This is a genomic window from Streptomyces sp. H39-S7 (assembly GCF_027158205.1).
Taxonomy (GTDB): domain Bacteria; phylum Actinomycetota; class Actinomycetes; order Streptomycetales; family Streptomycetaceae; genus Actinacidiphila.
The window spans coordinates 27,839-45,924 of record NZ_JAPVLU010000005.1; the positions used below are offsets into that span (position 1 = coordinate 27,839).

Annotated in this window: 19 protein-coding genes; 4 read left to right on the top strand and 15 right to left on the bottom strand. The window is 65.3% G+C overall.

Annotated elements, in window-relative coordinates; all coding sequences use genetic code 11:
- Positions 1-20 precede the first annotated feature (20 nt).
- The 3 genes from O3X23_RS06265 (at position 21) to O3X23_RS06275 (ending at position 5,650) form a co-directional block, all read left to right on the top strand.
- Positions 21-1,982, top strand: coding sequence for a DUF2264 domain-containing protein (locus tag O3X23_RS06265; RefSeq protein ID WP_269270136.1), 1,962 nt, complete (start codon positions 21-23; stop codon positions 1,980-1,982).
- A gap of 141 nt (positions 1,983-2,123) precedes the next feature.
- On the top strand, positions 2,124-5,048 hold the full coding sequence (locus O3X23_RS06270; RefSeq protein WP_269270137.1) for a glycoside hydrolase family 2 TIM barrel-domain containing protein: 2,925 nt from the start codon (positions 2,124-2,126) through the stop codon (positions 5,046-5,048).
- Entirely contained in the window at positions 5,045-5,650 is a 606-nt protein-coding gene (locus O3X23_RS06275) for a GNAT family N-acetyltransferase (protein ID WP_269270138.1), read from the top strand. The genes O3X23_RS06270 and O3X23_RS06275 overlap by 4 nt, the downstream gene beginning before the upstream one ends.
- Here O3X23_RS06275 and O3X23_RS06280 read toward each other — a convergent pair.
- Positions 5,626-6,084, bottom strand: coding sequence for a hypothetical protein (locus O3X23_RS06280; RefSeq protein WP_443047779.1), 459 nt, complete (start codon positions 6,082-6,084; stop codon positions 5,626-5,628). The genes O3X23_RS06275 and O3X23_RS06280 overlap by 25 nt on opposite strands.
- A gap of 128 nt (positions 6,085-6,212) precedes the next feature.
- Here O3X23_RS06280 and O3X23_RS06285 point away from each other — a divergent pair, with 128 nt between their 5' ends.
- A complete protein-coding gene (locus O3X23_RS06285; protein ID WP_269270139.1) occupies positions 6,213-7,844 on the top strand; it encodes a recombinase family protein in 1,632 nt (543 codons plus the stop codon).
- Positions 7,845-8,033: 189 nt separating this feature from the next.
- On the opposite strand, the gene O3X23_RS06290 is transcribed toward O3X23_RS06285, so the two are convergent.
- From O3X23_RS06290 to O3X23_RS06355, 14 genes are all read right to left on the bottom strand, one after another.
- Positions 8,034-8,996: a hypothetical protein gene (locus O3X23_RS06290; protein WP_269270140.1), complete on the bottom strand. Its 963-nt coding sequence runs from the start codon at positions 8,994-8,996 to the stop codon at positions 8,034-8,036.
- Positions 8,997-9,057: 61 nt separating this feature from the next.
- Entirely contained in the window at positions 9,058-9,480 is a 423-nt protein-coding gene (locus O3X23_RS06295) for a deoxycytidylate deaminase (RefSeq protein WP_269270369.1), read from the bottom strand.
- Positions 9,477-9,734 (bottom strand): hypothetical protein, encoded by a 258-nt coding sequence (locus O3X23_RS06300; protein WP_269270141.1) that lies wholly within the window; start codon positions 9,732-9,734, stop codon positions 9,477-9,479. Before O3X23_RS06300 ends, O3X23_RS06295 begins: the two co-directional genes overlap by 4 nt.
- A complete protein-coding gene (locus O3X23_RS06305; RefSeq protein ID WP_269270142.1) occupies positions 9,731-9,979 on the bottom strand; it encodes a hypothetical protein in 249 nt (82 codons plus the stop codon). The genes O3X23_RS06300 and O3X23_RS06305 overlap by 4 nt, the downstream gene beginning before the upstream one ends.
- Positions 9,976-10,209, bottom strand: coding sequence for a hypothetical protein (locus tag O3X23_RS06310; protein ID WP_269270143.1), 234 nt, complete (start codon positions 10,207-10,209; stop codon positions 9,976-9,978). Before O3X23_RS06310 ends, O3X23_RS06305 begins: the two co-directional genes overlap by 4 nt.
- Before the next feature lie 148 nt (positions 10,210-10,357).
- Positions 10,358-12,184, bottom strand: a complete 1,827-nt coding sequence (locus tag O3X23_RS06315; protein ID WP_269270144.1) for a DNA polymerase — start codon at positions 12,182-12,184, stop codon at positions 10,358-10,360.
- Positions 12,185-12,463: 279 nt separating this feature from the next.
- A complete protein-coding gene (locus tag O3X23_RS06320) occupies positions 12,464-12,988 on the bottom strand; it encodes a hypothetical protein (protein WP_443047780.1) in 525 nt (174 codons plus the stop codon).
- Positions 12,989-13,063: 75 nt separating this feature from the next.
- Positions 13,064-15,094 (bottom strand): ribonucleoside-triphosphate reductase, adenosylcobalamin-dependent, encoded by a 2,031-nt coding sequence (nrdJ, locus tag O3X23_RS06325; RefSeq protein ID WP_269270147.1) that lies wholly within the window; start codon positions 15,092-15,094, stop codon positions 13,064-13,066.
- Between the two features lie 15 nt (positions 15,095-15,109).
- A complete protein-coding gene (locus tag O3X23_RS06330) occupies positions 15,110-15,331 on the bottom strand; it encodes a hypothetical protein (protein ID WP_269270148.1) in 222 nt (73 codons plus the stop codon).
- Entirely contained in the window at positions 15,315-15,875 is a 561-nt protein-coding gene (locus O3X23_RS06335; protein WP_269270370.1) for a hypothetical protein, read from the bottom strand. The genes O3X23_RS06330 and O3X23_RS06335 overlap by 17 nt, the downstream gene beginning before the upstream one ends.
- A 5-nt stretch (positions 15,876-15,880) precedes the next feature.
- Positions 15,881-16,675, bottom strand: coding sequence for a metallophosphoesterase (locus O3X23_RS06340; RefSeq protein WP_269270149.1), 795 nt, complete (start codon positions 16,673-16,675; stop codon positions 15,881-15,883).
- A gap of 217 nt (positions 16,676-16,892) precedes the next feature.
- A complete protein-coding gene (locus tag O3X23_RS06345) occupies positions 16,893-17,147 on the bottom strand; it encodes a DUF3310 domain-containing protein (RefSeq protein WP_269270150.1) in 255 nt (84 codons plus the stop codon).
- Positions 17,144-17,377 carry a hypothetical protein gene (locus O3X23_RS06350; protein ID WP_269270151.1) on the bottom strand — a complete coding sequence of 78 codons (234 nt, stop codon included), beginning with the start codon at positions 17,375-17,377 and terminating at the stop codon, positions 17,144-17,146. The genes O3X23_RS06345 and O3X23_RS06350 overlap by 4 nt, the downstream gene beginning before the upstream one ends.
- Positions 17,374-18,069 (bottom strand): topoisomerase, encoded by a 696-nt coding sequence (locus O3X23_RS06355; RefSeq protein WP_269270152.1) that lies wholly within the window; start codon positions 18,067-18,069, stop codon positions 17,374-17,376. The genes O3X23_RS06350 and O3X23_RS06355 overlap by 4 nt, the downstream gene beginning before the upstream one ends.
- Positions 18,070-18,086: the final 17 nt, after the last annotated feature.

Here is an 18,086-nt window from a genome sequence, read left to right on the forward strand (position 1 = left end):
CACCTCACCCGGGAGCTGATGTGACCTTGCCGCCCTTCCTCACGCTGCCCCCCACCGACCGCGTGCAGTCGCCCCGCACCGGTTGGACCCGCGCGCACTGGGAGGCGGTGGCGGACCGGATGCTCGACGGGCTGGTGCCGTATGCCTCCCCCGGCTTCGCCCAGTACCGACTGCCGGGTCGTAACAGCTGGTCGGGGGTGGTGTCCGACGGGCTGGAGGGGTACGCGCGCTCCTTCCTGCTGGCCGCGTTCCGGATCGCGGGGGCGGGCGGCGAGGTGGACGCGCGGCTCATCGAGCGGTACGCCGCCGGGCTCGCGGCCGGCACCGATCCGGACAGCGGTGAGGCGTGGCCCGCGCTGACCGACTGCTCGCAGCAGATGGTCGAGGCGGCGTCGGTGGCGATCGCGCTGCACGAGACGCGCCCGTGGATCTGGGACCGGCTCGACGCACGGGTCCAGGCGCGGGTGGCCGACTGGTTCTCCGGGTTCGTCGGGCACCGCACCCACGACAACAACTGGCGGCTGTTCCAGGTGGTGTCCGAGCAGTTCCTGGCCTCGGTCGGGGCGCCGTTCAGCCAGGCCGACATCGACGGCGGCCTGGACCGTATCGAGGACTGGTACGTCGGCGACGGCTGGTACACCGACGGGGACGGCCGCAACTTCGACTACTACATCGGCTGGGCGATGCATCTGTACCCGCTGCTGTGGGCGCGGATAGCGGGCGACCCGGACGGGGAGCGCGCCAAGGTCTACAAGGAGCGGCTCTCCCAGTACCTGACCACCTATCCGCACTTCTTCAGCGGCGACGGCGCCCCGGTCCACCAGGGGCGTTCCCTGACGTACCGCTTCGCCGCCGTCGCCCCGGTATGGATGGGGGCGCTCACCGACGCGACCCCGCTCCGGCCGGGAGCGACGCGGCGGCTCGCCTCCGGGGTGCTGCGGCACTTCGTGGAGCGCGGGGTGCCCGACGAGCGCGGGCTGCTGTCGCTCGGCTGGCACGAGCCGTTCCTCCCCACCACGCAGGGGTATTCGGGCCCCGGGTCCCCGTACTGGGCGAGCAAGGGCTTCCTCGGTCTGCTGCTCCCCGCCGACCACCCCGTATGGACCGAGCGCGAGGTCGCGCTCCCGGTGGAGGAGGCCGACCAGTACACAGCGCTGCCCGCGCCCGGCTGGCTGCTGCACGGCACGAAGCACGACGGGATCGTCCGGCTGGTCAACCACGGCAGCGACCACTACGGTTTCGAGCCGTCCGGCGGCGCGGATGACCCGCACTACGCGCAGCTCGGCTACACCACCCACACCGCCCCGAACGCGGCCCCGCACGCCTGGCGACACCGCGTCGACAGCCACCTGGCCCTGGTCGGCGCCGACGGCACGCCGTCGCGGCGCGGCCGCATCCACCCGCTCACGGCGACGGGCAGAACCGCGTCCTCCTGGCACGCCGTCACCTTCCCGGAGCCCGCGGAGCCCGCGGAGCCCGCGGAGCCCGCGGAGCCCGCAAGTGACGCGCAACCCGCAGGATCCGCGGAACCCGCCGAGTACCGGATGGAGACGACGAGTCTCCTGCACGGGCCGTGGGAGGTACGGGTGCACCGGGTCGAAGCTCCGGCCGGAGTGACGGTCCGGGAGGGTGGTTACGCGGTCGCTGGGGCGGAGCCGCCGCGGGGCGAGAGCGGCCGGGGGTGGGCGATGGCCCGTACCGCGGCCGGTCTCTCCAGCGCGCTGGTCGGCCTGTTCGGCTGGGATGACGCGAGCGGCTTCGTTCACCGGGAGGTGGAGGCCAACGCGTTCGGGCCGCACTCGGCCACCCCGTGTCTGAGCTCCGGTCCGCACCCCGGCGGGAAGAGCGTCCATGTCACCCTCGTCGCACTCGCGGGCGACACCGTCCATCCTCGGGCGTTGCGCGACGCGATCACGGCGACGGTGACGGAGCCCGCCGACGTGCGCGTCTCGTTCCCCGACGGAACCGTCCTCACCGTCTGACGGACACGCCCACCCATCGCCGATTCCACGATCGGGTTCCGCACCGCCGGTCGAACAGGCAGGCTTGCCCTGTGCCCTCGATCGGCGGGCAGCCCAGGGGCCCGCCCCGAAGTCCGTTGTCGCCAGATGAGGAGCAACCCCATGCACGAGGCGCGGCGTCCCGCGGCCGTCCCCTACTACGAGGACCCCTCCCCCGGCAGCGGCGCGTTGCCACCGCGCGCCTGGTGGAGCACGTCGGACGCGCGCTACGTGAGCCTGAACGGGGCATGGCGGTTCCGGCTGGCGCCGACCGCCGACGCGCACGACGACGGCTTCGCCCGGCCGGAGTTCGACGCCACCCGCTGGGATCTGCTGCCGGTGCCCGCGCACTGGCCGCTGCAGGGCCACGGCTCCCCCGCGTACACGAACGTCGTCTACCCCTTCCCCGTCGATCCGCCGCGCGTTCCGACCGAGAACCCGACGGGTGACCACCGGCGCGCCTTCGACCTGCCGGACGACTGGCCGGGTGGGGCGGCGCTGCTGCGCTTCGACGGCGTGGAGTCGTGCGCGCGGGTGTGGCTCAACGGGATGGAGCTGGGCACGTTCCAGGGCAGCCGGCTGCCGGTGGAGTTCGAGGTCGGGGAGCTGCTGCGGCCGCGGGGCAACGTGCTGGCGGTGCGCGTCCACCAGTGGTCGTCCGGCAGTTACCTGGAGGACCAGGACATGTGGTGGCTCCCGGGGATCTTCCGGGAGGTGACGCTGATCGAACGGCCGGAGGGATCGGTCGCGGACTTCTTCGTGCACGCCGGCTACGACCACGTCACGGGCACCGGCACGCTGCGCGTCGACTGCGAGCCCGCCGGCAGCGTCAGCGTCCCGGAGTTGGACCTGGACCTGGCGACCGGGGAGAGCGCGACCGTGCCCGTCGAGCCGTGGTCCGCCGAGATCCCGCGCCTGTACGACGCCGAACTGGCCACGGAGGGCGAGCGGATCCCGCTCCGGATCGGCTTCCGGACGGTGGCCGTCGAGGACGGCGTGTTCAAGGTCAACGGCCGGCGGATCCTGCTGCGGGGCGTCAACCGGCACGAGTTCCATCCCGACCACGGCCGGGTGCTGGATCTGGAGACGATGCGGCAGGACCTGCTGCTGATGAAGCGTCACAACATCAACGCCGTTCGCACCAGCCACTATCCGCCGCATCCGGCCTTTCTCGACCTCTGCGACGAGTTGGGTATGTGGACCGTCGACGAGTGCGATCTGGAGACGCACGGTTTCGAGAAGGTGGGCTGGCGCGGCAACCCGGTCGACGACGAGCGCTGGACCCCCGCGCTGCTGGACCGGGCAGCGCGCATGGTCGAGCGCGACAAGAACCATCCGTCCGTCGTGATGTGGTCGCTCGGAAACGAATGCGGGACCGGTCGGGGGCTGTCGGCGATGGCGTCGTGGATCCGCGACCGCGACCCGGACCGCCCGATCCACTACGAGGGCGATCCGTCGTGCGCGGACACCGACGTGTACTCGCGGATGTACGCCGACCACGCCGAGGTCGCGCTCATCGGGCGGCGGAATGAACTCCCCCTCGCCGATGCCGAGTCGGACGCGAAGCGACGCACCCTGCCTTTCATCCTGTGCGAGTACGCGCACGCCATGGGCAACGGGCCCGGCGGGCTGAGTGAGTACCAGAAGCTCTTCGAGACCTACGAGCGGTGCCAGGGCGGCTTCGTCTGGGAGTGGATCGACCACGGGTTGCGGCAGCGCACCGGCTCCGGGGTGGAGTTCTTCGCCTACGGCGGCGACTTCGGCGAGGAGCTGCACGACGGCAACTTCGTCTGCGACGGGCTGGTCTTCCCCGACCGCACGCCGTCGCCCGGCCTGATCGAGTACAAGAAGGTCATCGAGCCGGTCAGGATCGACGGCGACAGCGCGGCCGGCACCGTGCGGATCACCAACGGGTACGACTTCGCCGACCTGTCGTCGCTGTCGTTCCGCTGGGCGTACGAGGTGGAGGGTGAGGCCGTCGACCACGGCGAGCTGGACGTCCCGGCTCTGGCGGCCGGCGCTGCCGTCGAACTGGAGCTTCCACCGGTGCCGGAAGGCAAGGGGGACGGGGAGGCCTGGTGGACGGTGCGGGCGACCCTCGCCGACGACACCGGGTGGGCGCCGGCCGGGCATGAGGTGGCCTGGGGGCAGTTCGCCGCGGCGCCGACCGCGCGCGCTGCCGTGTCGGCTGCGCCGCGGGCCCCGCGCCGCGCCGAGGGCGGCGTCGTCCTGCTCGGGCCCGGCACGTTCGACGCCGTCACCGGCGCGCTCAAGTACCTGGGCCACTTCGAGATCGCCGGACCGCCGCGGCTCGACGTGTGGCGCGCGCCGACCGACAACGACGCGGGTTCCGGACGGCACCCCGGCATTCAGCTGGACCGGCGGTGGCGGGAGGCCGGACTGCACCGGATGCGGCACCGCCTCGACGGGGTCGAGCTCGGCGCCGACACGCTGACCGTCGCCACCCGTGTCGCGCCGGCGGCCGAGGACCTCGCCCTGCGGACCGTCTACACCTGGACCGCGACCGGCGAACGGCTGCGACTCACCGTGGACGTCACCCCGGAGGGCGACTGGGCCGTCCCGCTGCCGCGGATCGGGTTGCGGCTGGGCGTCTGCGGGAGCCTGGACGGCGTCGAGTGGTGGGGCGGCGGTCCCGGCGAGGCGTACCCCGACTCGCGGGCAGCGTCCCGGATCGGGCGGTACAAGAGCACGGTCGACGCGCTGCAGACGCCCTACGTCAGGCCGCAGGAGAACGGCGCGCGGGCCGACGTCCGCTGGGCACGGCTTCGTCGCGAGGACGGGCAGGGCGTGCAGGTCACCGGCGACCCGGACTTCTGGTTCACCGCGCGGCGCTGGACCGGGGAGCAGCTCGACGCGGCCGGCCACACCTACGACCTCGCGCCGTCCGGGACGATCTGGCTCAACCTGGACCACGGCCAGCAGGGCATCGGCAGCGGCTCCTGCGGGCCCGGGGCCCTGCCGCAGTACTGGCTCACCGCCGCCCCGATGACGTTTTCCTTCACGTTCGGCATTCTGGAGACCCCATGATCCGCCCCTACCGCCCCGCGGACCTTCCCGCGCTCTACGACATCTGTGTCCGCACCGGCCAGGAGGGCGGGGACGCGCGGCCGTTCTACGACGACCACGACCTGCTGGGAACGCTCTTCGCGGCGCCGTACGCGCGGCTGGAGCCGGAGCTGACCTTCGTCATGGACGACGGGCAGGGCAACGCGGTCGGCTACGTCCTGGGGACGGCCGACACTGCCACCTTCGTGAAGCGGTTCCGCGGCGAGTGGCTGCCCGAGGTGGCGGACCGTTACCCGGCACCCGCCACCCTGGAGCCGACCACCCCGCACGAGATCATGGTGGACCTGCTGCACCGGCCGGAGCGGATGCTCGTGCCCGAGTTGACCTCGTATCCGGCGCATCTGCACATCGACCTGCTCCCCGGCTACCAGGGAGCGGGCCACGGGCGGGCGCTGATGGAGGCCTTCCTCGCGGCGCTGGCCGCCGCGGGCGTCGCCTCGGTCCACCTGGGGATGGTCACGGCGAACGTCCGGGCCCGGCACTTCTACGACCGCATGGGCTTCCATGAGATCGCGGTGGCGGACCCGGGACCGCTCACCTACCTGGGGCGCGCCACCTCGTAGTCCTCCGCGCCGTCGGAACCGTCCGTATTGTCCGCAGCGTCCGCAGTGTCGACGCCCGCCGTGCTCTCCCCGGTGGCCGGGGCTTCGGGCGCGCCATCCGGTACGGCGGCGTCGGAGGCCACGGGTGCGTACTGCGGCCAGCCGCCCGCCGGCGGCACGGCGACCGCGCGCCACCACCAGTCGTCGGCGAGATCGGCCGAGGGCTCGAAGGGGGCTCCCGGGCGTGGGGTGGCGATCTTCGCGCCCAGTTCCCTCGCCGCCGCGAGAGTGCCCTCGGCCGGGTCGGCCCACGGGTGCGGGGCGAGGTTGAACGTGCCCCAGTGGATCGGCAGCATCGCGCCGTGGGGTGTGCCGCCGGACAGGTCGACGTGCGCCCGCACGCCTTCCTCGGGCGTCATGTGGATGTCGGGCCAGATCCACACGTGTGGGGACACAACTCTGTCCGCGTACAGATGTCGGAGGTCCAGAACCACGCTCGTAACCGTCCGTAGCGACGCGTGCGCGCGTATGTGGCTTTGATCCCAGATCCACACCCTCTGGAACCAACGGTTAGGATTCGACAATGTTCGAACAGGAGTCCCAGAGCGAGGCCGCGGTCTTGCTTGAAGACAACCCGGGGTATCCCGTTCTCGGCCTGGAATGGTCCGTAGCCGAGCGCACAGAGCTTGATGACCTCATGCGGCGCATGGCGGCGCTGCCCGCCGAGGCCCCCAGGGCGTTGCTATCCATCCGCCTGTCAGTGCTGACCGACGAAACCACGTCCCCGATCCGGCAGGAACTCGACCTCTACCGGTTCGCTCTAAACCGTGGTTGCCGTGTCGTCGGTGTCGCACGGGACCTGAACGTCAGCGCCACCAAGGTCCCGCCGTGGAAGCGTCCAGAGCTGGGCGATTGGATCAACAACCGCGCGCCCGAGTTCGACCAGATTCTGTTCTGGAAGCTGGATCGCTTCGTCCGGCGCATCTCCGATCTGCACCTGATGATCGAGTGGTGCAAGGAGTACAGCAAGGTTCTTGCGGCCGACAAGGACCCCATCGACCTTGACAGCGCCTACGGCGAAATGATGGTCACGATGATTGCGGGTATGGCCCGCATTGAGGCCGCGAACACCGGCGTTCGTCTTGAGTCGCTGTGGAAGTACGCCCGCACCACCGAACGTTGGCTCATCGGCAAGCCGGTCTACGGCTACACCACCGAGGAAACCCCACAGGGCCGCAGGCTCGTCCAGGACCCACAGAAGGTCAGAGTTCTCCGCTGGATCTTCGCCATGCTCAAGCGCGGCAGGTCCATGTACCGGATCACCCAGATAGTGAACCGCGCTGGCATACCCGCGCCGAGCGGCGGCAAGTGGTATGCGCGCAACCTGATGTCAATCCTGACGAACCCGGCCCTGAAAGGTGTGCGGACGATCCGGCCCCCCAAGGCCAAGAGCAAGGACATCTCGCGCATCGTCTACGGCACCGACGGCAAGCCCTTGCAGCTTGCCCCGCCAATCTTCACTGACGACGAGTTCAACGAGATGCAGGCGATCCACGCGCACAACAGCAAGCACGGTAGCCGTGAGTCCAAGAAGAAACTGTCCCGCTTCCTCGGTGTCGTGAAGCACGGCCACTGTGGCGAGAACATGTACAAGCACACCACCCGGAAAAAGCGCAAATCCGGCAAGATCGACGTGTACAACACTCTGCGTTGCTCGTCCTACACGCGGGAACCGTGCGGCGGCCCCACTCACCCGGACGCTGACGCTGTGTACGCCAGCCTCGCCGATACCGTCCTTGAGCAGTTGGGTGACTACGAAGTCATCCACCGCCAGTACACCCGTGGTGCGGAGAACCTGGCACGGGTCAGTGACCTTGAGGCGTCGATCAAGCACTACATGGATGGCCTCGAACCTGGGGGGTCGTTCGCAGTGGGCGGCTTCATCCAGAGGCAGGCGACAGAGACGCTTCAGCAGCTCGGTGCCGAGCTGTCGGCGATCGACCCTGACACCACCCAAGACCGGTGGGAGTACAAATCCAAGGGTGTGACCTACGGGGAGCACTGGGCGACCATGGGCATGGACCAGATGGAAGACGATCTGGTTCGGGCCGGCATCACGTTCGTGGTCTACGCGGAACATGCGGACCTGCTGATACCTGACGACGTGAAGACACGCCTGGTGGTGCGGGACGACTACTTCAAGAAGCGCCTATAACAAGAGGAACCCCCCGCGCCTCTCGGCGCGGGGGGTTCCTGCTTAGCGTTCCTTGATCGTGATCAGCTCGCGCTCTCCATTGGAGCTGACTCGGTATACGAATATTCTCATCAGTTCACCAACCAGGCTCAACGGCGGTACCCGCCGGATCGGTTGCGCACTTTGGCCCGGCGTCTCCGCCGGGGGCGCTCAAAAGGAAGCGGATCGGTAGGGCGTCAAATCGACAGGAGCCGCCTGCTTGGCCTTGTCCTTGCTGCGGATGCTGGATACGTACGCTGCATGGGTCTCGACTCCGTTCTGCATGAGCACCTGGACCACCTCCGCGTGACTCATCTCGGGCTGGCGGGAAATCACCAGTCGGATAGCCGACGAGACAGGCAGAGCCGACAGCGGCGGTTCCCAGTAGGAATCTGCGGCCGAGTCGGGCACCGGGAACATGGGGGCCGGCCCATCGGGCAGCACACCCCACTCATGGTCACCGTCGATGGACGCTAGGCCGGCGACACTCTTGCGCCGCTTCAACCGCTCCACAAGGTGGGCCTCAGCCTTGACGGCCTCAGGCCCTTCAAGGCCGTGCTGTGCGGCGTCCACGGCCTTGGAGAGTCGCAAGGACAGACGCGCTGCCTTCCGGTTCGAGGTAACCCGAGACAGCTCATCAGCAAGGCGTACAGCCCTGTCAGTTGCACGATTCCGAGCGATAGCCGCGGAGTCCGCGCCCCGCGTGCCCAGGCCGAGCCGTGAAACCATCCGCTCCCGGATCTCGACCCAGGCCCGCTTGAGAAGCCCATCCGCCTTCGTCTCGTGGAGAGCGTCCAACGACAGAAGGAAGTGCAGCAGGACGCCGGCCAGGCCCGGCCCGAGTGCTACCCGCATGATGCCTCCCCCGCCTCCTGAAACCGAGAACGCGGGGATCGCTTGTAGGGCGACCAGGCCGTAGCTGAACAGAAGTGAAGCCTTGGTTCGAGTAGCCCAGGCATGCAGTACCAGGGCGACCACGGCCAGTTCTGCGACTCCGGTGAGAACGCCTCGCTCTGTGGTGTCGGTAATGCCCAGATGGCCCCCGACGTAGCGGTAGCTGGTGTTAGCGCTCATCGCCAGCGCGATCAGTGCTGGGAGTACCAGGCCGGCGGTTGCGACCCTCTCCTTGCTCACGTTTCCCCCATGGAAAAGGGCCGGTGAGGATGTCCCACCGGCCCTGCTGTCGTCGTCTTTCCTACTCGTCCCAGCTCAGGATCTTGGCTTCCATGCCGGTTTCGGTTCTCCAAACGATGCGGTGCACTCCTGCCGCCTCAAGACGAGGCAAACACCGGTAGCAGGGTGCTCGGGTGACGTAGACCGTTCCCCCTGCCAAGTCCTCCCGGCGCGCGTGGATCAACAAATTCTCTTCGGCATGCAGTGCTACGCAGTTGCCGTAGTCGGCCCCGGCCGGTATTTGGTCGTAGGTCAGCCGACCCCGAGGACAGAAGCCTTCAAGGCAGCCGGCCTTGCCCGGCACCGTGCCGTTGTAGCCGGTCATGACCACGCGGTGTTTCGTGTCCAGCAGGACCGCCCCGACCTGAGACCGGGTGCAGTCCCCCCGAGTTGCTACGGCGTCGGCTATCCCGAGTGCCCAGTCATCCCAGCGTGGACGGCTCAGAACGGCGGCACCTCGGGATCTATGTGATCAGCAGCCGCTGAGGCTGCCCAGTCCCGATCCGGCTCCAGCACCCCGTTCAGCTTGAGAGAAGCGATCTCCGATCGGATCTCCTCGGCCAGACAGTGAGCGATGGCGTCCCATGCCACGGCAACTATCTCGGCAAGCTGGTTCTGACTCAGGGCTGGTAGGCCCAACCAGTCCGGGATGCTGTAGACCGTCTGGGTAACGCTGGTGGGTACATGCTCCGCTCTCACGCTGCCCCCTTTTCGATCTCCTCGGCTGCGTCGTTCAGCGCCTCCCAGGTCCAAAAGCATGCATCGCAGCACTTCGGCGGCTCTGGCTGCGGGCGAACCTTGTGTACGGCGTCACGCGTGGCTACCTGACTGATGAAAGTGAGTAGGTCGATCACCAGGTCAGCCGCCAAGACCTCCAGTTCCGGCCGGAAGCACAGTTTCAGGAGACGGAGGGATGCAACGTAGTCCTCTTCGGATTCGATCATTCGTCGTCGCCCTCATCGTTCTCGAACGGAATAGGGGAAATCTCAAGCGTCCAGTACTCAGCCGCAAAGGTTTTGGCGAGATCGGCCGGTACACCGTTGACGATCGCTTGTGTGTAGACAAGGCCGGCAACCTGGGCTACGAGTACAGCCGCCTGTGCCCGCTGTTTCGTCAGTGCGTCATTGAAATCCTGATTGAGGCCCTGGATCATCTCTTCGAATCCCTCGTCCATCACAGCACCCTCTTTGCGTCGTTGTCCTCTGCGCACTCGAAACACATGCCGGTTTCAGCGCCATCTAGGTCGTATAGCCCGTTAGCATCGTTTTGTTCGCACCATTCACAGTCCAGAGGCCCGTCCGCGTCGTCGTACTCTTCATCCATCAGTGCTTCGATTCCTCCAGGTCCAATATTGACCCCCACGAACGCTTACCGATCTCACCGTCAGCAGGCACGAGCAAACCCTTGAAGGTGAATTCCATGATCTGGGCGGCTTGCTCGGTCAGTTCCGCTGCGCGTTCTTTCGGGAAGCTGAAGACAATTTCGTCGTGAATGACCAGACGCATATGAGGAGTGAACCCAGCGGCGTCGAGAAGTAGCACTGCCCGAGCGGTGATGTCCCGGGCCGATGACTGGATGTAGTAGTTCAGGGCCGCGTACGGGCGATCCTTGTCCACCGGCAGGCGTCGGCCGGTGGCCGTGTAGATGTAGCCGGTCCGCCTGGCCTCATCCATGAGCCTGTTCGACAAGGTCTTGGTGCCGGGGTACGCCTCCCAGAAAGCCTTCACGGCCTTCTTGGCGTCGTCCTCGGGGATGTCCCATTGGGTAGACACGGCGTTCCAGCCTCCGCCAAAGCAGACCGTGAAGTTCGTTCCCTTCCCAGCCTTTCGCTTGGGGTGCTTCTCGACTCCTTCAGGCATTGGCCCGAAGGCCGCTATAGCCGTAAGGTTGTGCAGATCCTTGTCGTGGTAGAAGGCGTCCAACATCGTCGGGTCACCGGATGCCGCAGCCAGTACGCGGAGTTCCATGTTTCCGAAGTCGATGGAAGCCGAGACGTGCTCAATTTCTGCCAGGCAGGACGATCGGACGTATCCGGTGCCGGCCGGAAGGGTCTGAGCTGCCAAGCTCCCGTTGATAGTCCAGCGCGCAGTTCTGGCCTGAAGAGGGTTCACCGAAGGATGGATGCGGTTCTGCGAGTCCATCCCGTTGATGATGTTCTCAAACCACGTCTTCCGCTTCTTCGTCGCGGATTTGGCTTTCAGAATCGCATCGGCCAGCGGGTGATCAATCTTGGCAAGGATCTCCTCACCGGTCTTGATTACGCCTTTGGCTGTCTTCTCGGTGAGCCGAATACCCTCCCTGGCGAAGGCTTCCACGATCTGAGCACCAGATCCCAGAAGTTCAATGCCGAAGGAGCGGACAACCGCCATCCATTTGGACTCTTCGATTTTCAGCTCGGCGATCCGAGCCTCTACGTACTCGACGTCCACCAGGTAGCCGGCCCGCTCCATCCTGGCCGTGACGTGCGCCAAGCGGTGTTCCCATGCGAACAGACCCCTCTGCCGGGAACGGGCCGGGATCTTCGGAAAGGTGATGCGGAACAGCCGGAAGGCGAAAATCGGGTCCATGCCCGCGTACAGCAGATACTCGCGGTCGAACGTCTCGACAGTTGGCCAGATCTCTTCCTTCTTGACCTTGTAGCGCTTGGCTATTTTGGTCATGGATCCCTTGACCTCTTCGGCCAGGGTCCGGTCAATGTAGAACTTGACCAGCTCTTCCAGCTTGAGCCCCGGACCGGCCTCCTTGACCTGCCGAGGGTCAACGAGGTGGGCTGAAATTTTGGTGTCCAGCATCTTGGGCGCAAGCTCTTCCAGCGTGACGCCAAGGGTGGACTCGACCACATGCTGATCGAACGTGCCATTGTGCGCTACAAGGCGTTGTGCGTACCGCAGTGCCCACTTGACGGCTTCGCCGAACTCGGGGTTGATCTCAACCGGGAGCACCCAAGCCTCGGTGGCGTTGCCGAACTGTGCGAGGCGGATTCGGAACCCCCGGTCCGCGTTCCACCAATCAAGACCGGTGGTCTCCGTGTCGAACCCCATGACAGGGTTGGTTTCTACGAAGTCGATGAACGGGCCCAGGTCCCAAGTCGTCTCGCAGACGTGGATCTTGACTATCTGATTCTTGATTTTGCATTCAAGGTCGATCATGGGCACCTCCCCCGGGTCATACGTGAATTAAAGGCCCACCTCGCAGAGGTGATCGCGCGTAGCTTGAATCAAATCAGTGATGGTCACTTCGTTGCCGAGGCAGCAGCCGCACCCACCTGTAGCGATCAGGGCGCCACAAAGTAGGCATTGAAGGTCGACCGCTCCGCCCTCCATGCCGATTACTTGTGCGTGGTCGGGGTTCAGGGGAATCCCTCCTGTTGGACGGGGGCCAGGCCGAAGCCTGGCCCCTAGTAGCAAGTTTCACCTGAAAAAAAGGGCTTACTTGGCCTTGTAGGAGCCGTCCTTCTGGCGCCACAGGGGTTCGCACTGGTCCGACTTCTCACGGGCCTGGCAGAACAGGGCCGCCCAGTCGCTCTTCTCGACCAGCTTGCGGCCGTGCTCGCAGTCGTCTGCCTCGCCGGCCGGAGTTGACTTGGTGGTCACCTTGCCGTTTTCGAACCGCTTGGGGGCCGAGCCAGCCGCAGCAGAGCCGCCCTTGTACTGGGTCCGGGTGTACTCGGCCGCCTTCGCGGTCAGGTCGATCAGGCCGACGCTCTTCATCGCGGTCAGCAGCTCGGCACCGCGCTGGGCAGTCTCCTCGGCGCTATGGCCGTAGACCCTCGGAGTCAGCCACTCGGCATCGAATCCGTTTCCCGCCTTGAGGGTGAAACCGATGACGAATGGAGCCGGGCCAAGCAGGGTGCTCTCAACGGTGGGGGTGGTCACAGGCGCCTCCAGGGCAGTCGGGGTCTTCTCGGGCTCATCCCATGGAGAACGAGAATCGAACGGGTCGGGGTAAGTCATCCGTGCTTCCTTCCCTCTGTTAATCAGTGTGACAGCATTTCGCCCTAGTAACAAGTGGTGGCGTGGTGAAACAAATCACACGGGGCATCCACCGCGTGCACAGAATTCCTCGTAAGAGGTGTCGGTCACGTTGATTCCGAGAGCAAATGCCTTCTCCAGGTACACATCCTTGGAGATACGCTCATATGGAGCTTGGTCCCGGCTCATCTCCGGAAAGATGGTGGACCCCTTGAGGACCGGCATGTAGTCGAGAAGGGCTTCCGCTACCTGCTCCACGGTGTACTTGGCGGGGTCCACCGAGGCCGTATACGAGACGGCTTGGTCCGCCCAGTACTCCTGATAGAGAGCCTGGACAGACAGCATGTCCCGAAGGTCGAGCTGTCCGGTGTGCTGTACGTACTCGTCGTCCAGTACCTGACTGACCAACGGGTCCATGGTGGGGATTGAGACAACCATGGTGTTGGCCGCGTACATGCACGGCTCCACCTCGTAGCCCTTAGCCCGGTACTCCTCGACCTGCTCCACCTCCCCCGGCTCCAGCATGGAGAAGCGGAGACGGCGGACGAAGTAGTCCGCGAACGGCGCGTGGATACCTTCTCCCGAGGCGCCGGCCAACTTGGAAATCGTCCCGGTGGGGGCGATGACCCGTGTCTTGATTGGCCGGGGAATCCGTAGCTCGTTGGCGTACTCTGCGGACGCCTGGTCCACGATCACCGCCAGCTCCACCAGGTCCAAGATGACGCCTCGGTCAGTCGGGGCGTCGGCGTACCTGATCCCCTGCTTGGCGAGGTAGTCAGCGAAACCGAAGTGGCCGACACCGATCCGGCGATACCTGGCGATGGCATCGGCAGACTTCGTGTCGGCGACGGCCGCGAACGTGCCGCGGATCAGGTACCGCGTCATCAGCCGGTGAGCTTCGTGAAGTGCCTCGTAGTCCACCACCCCCGAGATGTCTACGAAGGCACCGAGGTTCACGCTGCCAAGGTTGCACGGCTCCCACGGAGTCAGCGTTGCTTCGCCGCAGGGGTTCGTAGTGAAGGTGCCGTCGACTTCGCCGTCAGCCGTCAGACTGCTGTTCCAGAAGCCCGGCTCGCCGTTGCGCAGAGCGCCTTGGGCCAGCTTGCCCAGGACCATTTGGGCCTGTGCGGCCTTCCAGCTCTCCTTGGTCTCCTGGCCGGTCGCGTAGGCGATGAACTCGGTGTCCACCTCCACGCTGAGGTTGGTGGTCCAGTGCTTAGACATGTCCTGCTTGGAGTACAGGAAGTCTTCGATCTGGGCGTCAGCCCAATGCATGATCGACATGCGGGCGGAGCGGCGGACGCCGCCGGACACGATGCACTGGGCGATCTCGTGGTCAATCTCCATGGCATCCACGCCAGACAGAGGGAAGGGCGCCGCCTGGGTCAAAATCCACCCCACCCGGATGAGCATCTGGGCAAAGGGTGCCGGCCCGCTGGCTGTGCCACCGAAGGCCCGCAGCGGAGCACCCTTCCGTCGGACGCGGGTCACGTCGTACACCCGGTCCTCGTGCTGGGTACGCGGATCGTGGGCCGTGGTGATCAGGTCACCGAGGGCTGAGGCCCAACCGTCCCTGGAGTCCTCCACGCCGAAGGCGCCGAACCAGGTGTGCGCGTACTCCGAGCTGAGGAGGCCCGCGGCCTTCATGTCCTCGTAGTCGGGGTGGTCTGGATCGCACACGATGTGGACGCGAACCGCGTTCTCGACCTCGGGGAAGTCGCGGAGATAGCTGTTGCTGTAGTTCGAGCCGACACCGCCACCCTCCGCAAGCCGCAGCAGCGTGAAGGTGAAGTGTTCCGCGGGGCTGGCCGCGTCCCACCCGGCGGCCCAGCAGTTGTTCAGGGCGTAGTCGTTCACACCTGAACTCTTGAGGTGGCGACCAGCAGGCAGCGCCTTGAACGACTCGATCAGGGCGACCAGAGCGTCACGCTCGCCCAGCTCGATGTACCGGGCCGGCACCAACTTGAGGTTGCCATCGACCACGCGGCGCACCGTCTCGGGCCATGTCTCAAGTTCGCCGTTGGGCTTCTCTCGGCGGTAGGTCCGTTCATACACAATGCGTGCGGTGTCAGTGGAGAAAACAGCCATGCGGTATGTGTCTCCTTAGAAGGGGGGAAGAGTCGGCAGCTTGGCGAACATCGCCTCGTTGAGGAAGTCCACAAGGGGCTTCAAATCTGGAGAGGAAAGGAGGAATTCGTAGGAACCAGTGTCGTCGGCGATGTGCACATACGTCTTCGACGTGTCGCAATCGTCGTAGACCACGTCAATCGTGACTTGCTTGTCTACGCCGACTTTGCGCGTGTACTGCTTACGCGTTTCGATCATTCCAACTCCCCTTCCGATGGTTGCGGTTCATGGCGATGGCCAGGGCATCCACAGCCCGGTTGCACATCTTGCGCTCGGCGTCGTTCTTCGGCGGTATGCCATAGACGTGAATGCGCATGAGAACTTCCCGGTACCGGTCGGTGAGCTTTCGCAGGCCGGCCGAAGCGTCGATTCTGGCCGACGTGATGTTGTCGGTGATCCGGCACCGACTCAGGTCGTCTTCTCTGCCGATGACGGAGGAGATCTCCTCATCGGTGTAGATGAAGGACTTGAGAACACCCCGGGCCTCGTCGGGCGTGTAGTAGTACCGGTCGTCTGTGAGGTCCCGGTAGTTCTGCTCCTTTGAGGCGTAACTCTTGCCTGCCTTCCAGCAGACCTTTCGGATGAACTCCTCGTCGCCAGACTTCGGTCCGATGTACTCGGCCTGTTCGGCGATGTGAACCATAATCTCTTGGTGAACGTCGTCAGCCTCAACGACTTCCCATCGGGCGGCTAGCTCCCTCGAAACCTTGTGAGCAATGTCGTTGACACGCTCCCAGTCCATCCCCGTCACTTTGCAAACCTTCCGTTGATTCGTTTGACCTCACCAAAGCGCCTGCCTTCCACGACGAAGGAACCGTCGTCCTCGACCGGAACGGCCTGAGGAGTTGCGCCGTACTTCCCCGCGTAGAGCAGCCCAAATCCCTTCTGCCAGTTAGCTGGGCCACCCTTGAGGTAACTGGCCTTCTTGACGTCCATCAGGTGGCCGACCTCAAACCCGTAGATCGTCTTCAACTTCCCCCCGAACCCCGTGGACTCGGGGGAAACGGCCAGCCGGTGAGTGTGACCCATCACCAGAGACACCCCCGCCTTCTTGGCTTTTGCCGCAGCCGTTCGGCCAGCCACGTTGTTCAGGCCCGGCGACTCGTGGCCGTGGATCGCAACCCAGCCGGGGGCCGGCTGGTAGTAGGGCTCCAGCTTGGTAATGCCGAACCCCTTGAAGTCCAGGAGGTTTTCGAACCGGTAGTGGGTGTCCTCTGCCGACAGAGCCGGGGCACGGCTCGCAAGGTACTTTCGCGGGCGCTCATCATGATTGCCTTCCAGCACGCCAACTGGCCCGTCGTAGACGGCCCGCAGCGGGGCAAGGAAGTTGGCTTTCGTGTACTCGGAGTCCCGTAGCACTCCGTTCTCGAACTCGATCTTTGTCCCGGTGTGCCAGCGGGACGGAGTGGGGTAGTCGACGAGGTCACCAATCTGAATGACTTCGTCCGGCTGGTAGTCACCGATGAATTCAATGACGTTCCGGACTGCCCTCTTGTCCTCGAAAGGCGCCTGCACGTCCGACACCACTACGATGCGTTTCAATTCAGCCTTCCCCCTAAACAAGGGAGGGGCGGCATGTTCCGCCCCTCCCGGACCGACCATCTACTGAGGGATAGTGATGGCCTCGTAGTCGGCCCCGTCCGCACTGTTCAGATCTAGGTACGGTGTTCCGAAGTCCCCGTCATCGAAGGCGAATCCGTCATCGAAAGCGGCCCGCATAGCCGCTTCGATTGCCTTCACGTGTTCTGCAAGAGTCATTTCATCCCCCACTGTTGATTCGTTGGATTTCCCGGGCCAGGTACCACTGCGCCTTTTCCAGATCCAGCACCGCGTCCTCGCTCTTACGGCCAGCGCGGGCGATGTACTTGATGGCGTTGCCTAGGTTGAAGTTCAGGTGCTCCGTCATGTCGATCACCTCGAAGCCGTTCGGCAACCAGGTGTAGTGACTCGGGTGGTTGACTGGGTTGGAGTCCCCAGTAGCAAGTTTCGGCCGAAAAAAAGGGCGTTCCCTCACTCCTCCTCCAGGGCCTCAAGCTCGTAGTCGGCGAACCAGGCGGGGATGCCCTTCGGCTCACCGTCGAAGTAGACGGCCGTCGCCTGGGTCTGCTCGCTGTAGTTCTGTCGCTCGACGGTGCCGGCGTGCCCGAAGCAGTCGCCGTCGGCTACGACTCGGACGCGATCCCCGTCATTCCACTTGCTCTTGCCGCCGGCCAGCACGATGAACAACATCTCAAGGTTCGTCACAGTCCAAGCTTCCTTCTGTACGCGTCCACGCCCTTGGTGTGAACGAATGAATTGATGTCGTGGTCAGCGCCAAGGAGGATTACCTTGCCGTTCGGCATCTCAGCCGCCATCTTGTCGGCCGCCTTGATACCTGGGTCATCGCCGTCAGCGATGATGAACACCACCTCGAACCCGACCAGGGCCGGGTAGAAGTAGTCCCGCCAAGCGGACGTGCCCTGCTTCCCCACGCAGGGGACGCCGGCCAGTTCTGACGCCTGAGTGTCGAACTCGCCTTCGCTCAGGGCGATGTACGGACTGGGCGCAATGAGTGCGGCCGTGTTGTAGATCCGGGGATGGTCACCCGGGAGGCTCTGGTACTTCCCGTGCCCCACGTGGTTTTCCCTGCGAGTCGGGGCCAGGTACTCCCCGTTCTCGTCCTTCACGCACTCGTCAGCGATGCACCGGAACCGGATGGTTGCCACGAACTCTGCGCCGGCCGGGCGTAGATACGGAATGACTAGCATCCCGGTACTGCGCTCATCCCCAGTGAGAGCCGAACCGACGTACCCCATCCCGAACCGGTTCGACACTTCCCCCAAACCGCGGGCGGCTAGGTAGGCTTCGGCGGGGCTGCCCTTGTACTGACTGTGATACGCCTTCGCGGCCTCCGCCGAACCTTTCATTTGCAGATTCTTGGGCTTTTCGGAAGCCAACCTCATCCTCCCTCATG

Bases quoted from the DNA above. Each gene is read 5' to 3' on its own strand.
- nrdJ (WP_269270147.1), bottom strand. From the start codon at position 15,094: ATGGCTGTTTTCTCCACTGACACCGCACGCATTGTGTATGAACGGACC.
- O3X23_RS06270 (WP_269270137.1), top strand. From the start codon at position 2,124: ATGCACGAGGCGCGGCGTCCCGCGGCCGTCCCCTACTACGAGGACCCC.
- O3X23_RS06320 (WP_443047780.1), bottom strand. From the start codon at position 12,988: ATGACTTACCCCGACCCGTTCGATTCTCGTTCTCCATGGGATGAGCCC.
- O3X23_RS06310 (WP_269270143.1), bottom strand. From the start codon at position 10,209: ATGGACGAGGGATTCGAAGAGATGATCCAGGGCCTCAATCAGGATTTC.
- O3X23_RS06305 (WP_269270142.1), bottom strand. From the start codon at position 9,979: ATGATCGAATCCGAAGAGGACTACGTTGCATCCCTCCGTCTCCTGAAA.
- O3X23_RS06335 (WP_269270370.1), bottom strand. From the start codon at position 15,875: ATGGACTGGGAGCGTGTCAACGACATTGCTCACAAGGTTTCGAGGGAG.
- O3X23_RS06330 (WP_269270148.1), bottom strand. From the start codon at position 15,331: ATGATCGAAACGCGTAAGCAGTACACGCGCAAAGTCGGCGTAGACAAG.
- O3X23_RS06275 (WP_269270138.1), top strand. From the start codon at position 5,045: ATGATCCGCCCCTACCGCCCCGCGGACCTTCCCGCGCTCTACGACATC.
- O3X23_RS06315 (WP_269270144.1), bottom strand. From the start codon at position 12,184: ATGATCGACCTTGAATGCAAAATCAAGAATCAGATAGTCAAGATCCAC.
- O3X23_RS06285 (WP_269270139.1), top strand. From the start codon at position 6,213: ATGTTCGAACAGGAGTCCCAGAGCGAGGCCGCGGTCTTGCTTGAAGAC.